Raw genomic sequence first — 3,505 nt, forward strand, 5'->3', positions numbered from 1 at the left:
CAGCTGGGCGCTTAACCAGCAGCACAGACCAGCATCCGCCTCAATAATTAACACTTTATAATTCAAACATCCTTGTTTTGAATTATTCATCCTAAACCCCTAAGTGACAGGCAATTTTTTTATGTTACTTTAAATAGAAAATATAAACATGTATGTACGATTTCCCGTGAGGATGATAGGAACACAGATAGACAACAAAACTCAAAGAAGTGAGTGCGTTGCAGAAAAATTATTCCCGCCAGTACATTGCTGGGCTTGGTACTGCCCCCCTTATTGCTATTTTTTTTAGTAATATTGCCGCCTGCCAAAGTCCTGTCAGTGGCTTAAATTTAAGCTGGTCAGCAGGTCATGCAATTGCTGAGGCGCTCTCCCTTAAAACCCCTATTGCGTCCATTCGTACTATTGACGGTGATATACGCCTACAAGCCAGCGATTTTGCGCCTTATCCAAATCGAGAATTCGAAAGCTACTATAGCTATTGGCAGTTCCTGCACCGACAACAACAGCTTTATTTGGCGTTGAGAGCACAGCATGTGCAATTTACCACCGTCGATGGCGACACCATTGCCGTAAGTACAGAACGGTGCCGAAGCGTTGGCAATTTACCCCTGCATTTTTGGCAAGGCATTCTTGTCGCGATTGCGGCCTGGTACTTAGGCATGCTTGTTTTTTACGGGATCCTCGCTCAGCCATTAACCGTTATTTGTTTCTTGCCGGCGGCGCGCTATTTACCGCCAGCCTCACGTCAGCCGTGTACAGCAGTCGCGAGCTCGCCATGTCGGCACCCCTACTAGTGATATTATGTGACGTGCGATTTCTCGCTGACTTACTATTAAGTACCTGTCTTATCTGCCTTTTACTGCATTTCCCCAAGCGCATTGGTCACTACAGCATTGATATAGCGCTCTTTTGCTTAATGTTTGCATGGTTTGTCTCCGCGGAAGCAGGCCTCTTAAACACCCCAACAAATCGTCAGCTTCCTATTCCAGGCGCCCTTATTATCGTTGCCGTGCTAGCCTTGCTGCAGTTTCGACTCTGTGTGAAGAACCCACTCAACAACGCCGCTTTATGTTGTTTTTATGCCTTTTTATGTTCATCACTATTTTTTATCTTGTATGAACTGAGCAGTAGCCCCGAAAATCTCGGAGATTTACTACGCACTGATTACACAAGCGCATTACTGTGGATTTTATTCGGTTTAGGCCTCAGCATGAGCCGGTACAAATTAAATAGTCTTACTCGTCATCGCTGTCTGCTATTACTACTGGTGTCGACTGCAAGCTGTTGTCTCATCGTTATAAATCACTATCTGAAGCTCAATGATTGGCCAATGTTTGCCCATCCTATATTACTCATTTTAATATGTGGTTTATGTCTCACTATTTTTCATGCAAGGAAGGCTTTCGCTGGGCGGCCTTTTACGAACGCTGAGCTACTTATGTTCACTGCCATCAACTACCAGGGCAGCGATAACGACATTGATTACGCGTGACAAACATTCCTCAATCAATTGTTTCAAGCACAGGCCGTTCATGCTGACGAAGTCAGCTACACCAGCGCGACAATCAGCCTTAGCGGAAAATTTCTCCATATCCCGCAACTTAAAGGCCCAGGTAGCCTTCGCTGTGAATATGCGCAATACGGCAAGCGCTTATTTAGCAGCAGCGACGCACACAAAATAAATACGCTGCTGTTTACTGCTCGGGGTTTGATCACCAATAGCCAGCAACATCACCGTCAACAACAAGCACTAAATAGGCTATTCACCGACGATATACAACGGAGTATTGGTGAAGCGCTAGCGCCGGCACTCCGTTATGATGACTGCAGGCCGATTAAAGAAGTCATAAGAAATGTACTCTCGGAAGCTCACACTGTTAGCAGCGGTTTGTACGGCCGCCGCATTGCACTACATGAACTTATCGCAGATTTACAAGCTGAGTTAGAACAGCGTCTAGAGCGGCGAGATCTTATCCTAAACTGGACGGCAAACTTATCCGAAAATTCCTTAAGCCTTGAGTATCCAATATACAAAGCCGTATCGTCAGGGCTAAGAGAGCTGGCTAAACTTAGCTGCCAGGTGCCCGACATCAGCAATATTAGTTTTGATATCGCTTATGACGCTGGACGTTTATTTATTAATCTCGGCGCCCACAACAAAGGAGTTTATCGATCGCTAAATCACATTGCCGACAATGACATTTTGCGGCGCACTATTGCCCCGCTTCAAGGTCAGCTTGCGTTGCTCGAAAACAAAAAATGCCAACTTAGCTTCCAATTAACACCACAGCTAACACCGCCAAGCCATGCTTTATAAATCACCTGTCGAGTAAAAATCTGCCCAGGTAAGCAATGTTGTGCTGGCGTTAATAAACCCCCCGTCTTTAGCGTACTTTAATGCTCGTTCAAGATTTACCACACCGTTGTTAACAGGATTTACGGTCAAGCCAACAGACAGCACACTGGTCACCGCTAAGGCCTTGCCGGCGGCCGTGAATATTGGCCCACCGCTGTCGCCGGGCAAACTCGGAGTGTCTGTCACTATTTCGTAGGCCCAGCCATTTCCTAGCACGCCAGTAATCTGCCCTTGCTTGGCTTCTCTATTGCGAACACCAAAATGCAGCGGCGATTGACCATAAGAAAAAATGTCATCACCAACAGTTGCCAAGCCGGTGAGCAAGGCGGTCGGCCCACCAAAGGCAATTGCCGCTGGATGGACGTTCGCGAAGTCGCTGGGGTGAATTTTTACCAGCGCGAAATCATTGTAAACGCAAGTATTTGAGCCCGGCGTTTCGCCCGACTCCTGCATCGCTCGCCAACTGCTATAAACTAGTTCACCGCGCTGGCTGGCGTTTTCAATACTGATTTCATTAAAGCCAATCGCCAAATTACTACTCTCACAAGGATCAACGCCAGAGTTCGTATCTGTGCTGAAACAATGGGCAGCCACACCGATATAAACCGTTTGCGCGTTAGGAGAATACAGGAAATTGCTGGTACAGCTGCTGCCATCAGCAGTAATTTCAACGCCTGGGCGAATTTGGCTGGCCACTGGCACACCTTGGCTTATCGGTAAGCTGGTATTGCTCGGCAATGTCGCAGGCTTAGTCGTATTGGAGGTAGATGATGATCCCCCGCAGGCACTTAACATTATTATTGCTATTAACATCATCCATTGCTTAGTCACTTTTAGTCCTCTTATTGGGCGCTAATAACAATAAATACTACAGCAGATGAGCAGTATCCGCTTGTTCTTGGTTCAACATGTGCATATAACTTACCCCGTTATATGCACATTATACGAAAACTAAGGGAAATCCGTTTTTGCGTCATGCAGTAAATCAGCACCATGCATTTTCTACAGGCAAAAAAAAAAGCCGCGCTAAAGCGCGGCTGATTCGCTCACGGAAATGATTACTTGCTGTTTTCGATCATATAATCGACTGCCGCTATCACTTCATCGTCAGAACAGCTCATGCACAAGCCCTTAGCTGGCATCATACCG

The 3,505-nt window shown here is 46.4% G+C and carries 3 protein-coding genes and 1 pseudogene; 2 read left to right on the top strand and 2 right to left on the bottom strand.

What is annotated here, in order from left to right:
• Nucleotides 1-218: 218 nt before the first annotated feature.
• Together ABYP33_RS18000 and ABYP33_RS18005 are read left to right on the top strand one after the other, a co-directional pair.
• The gene (locus ABYP33_RS18000; protein ID WP_373092620.1) at nt 219-794 is read left to right on the top strand and encodes a hypothetical protein; all 576 of its coding nucleotides are present in this window, start codon (nt 219-221) and stop codon (nt 792-794) included.
• 716 nt (nt 795-1,510) lie between these two features.
• Nucleotides 1,511-2,317: a hypothetical protein gene (locus tag ABYP33_RS18005; protein WP_373092622.1), complete on the top strand. Its 807-nt coding sequence runs from the start codon at nt 1,511-1,513 to the stop codon at nt 2,315-2,317.
• On the opposite strand, the gene ABYP33_RS18010 is transcribed toward ABYP33_RS18005, so the two are convergent.
• Together ABYP33_RS18010 and ABYP33_RS18015 are read right to left on the bottom strand one after the other, a co-directional pair.
• Nucleotides 2,312-3,187: a serine protease gene (locus ABYP33_RS18010; protein WP_373092624.1), complete on the bottom strand. Its 876-nt coding sequence runs from the start codon at nt 3,185-3,187 to the stop codon at nt 2,312-2,314. The two genes, ABYP33_RS18005 and ABYP33_RS18010, sit on opposite strands and share 6 nt — an antisense overlap.
• Nucleotides 3,188-3,414: 227 nt before the next feature.
• A pseudogene (locus tag ABYP33_RS18015) lies at nt 3,415-3,505 on the bottom strand (cytochrome c5 family protein); the annotation flags it as partial.

Source organism: Zhongshania sp., assembly GCF_041584495.1.
GTDB lineage: Bacteria > Pseudomonadota > Gammaproteobacteria > Pseudomonadales > Spongiibacteraceae > Spongiibacter.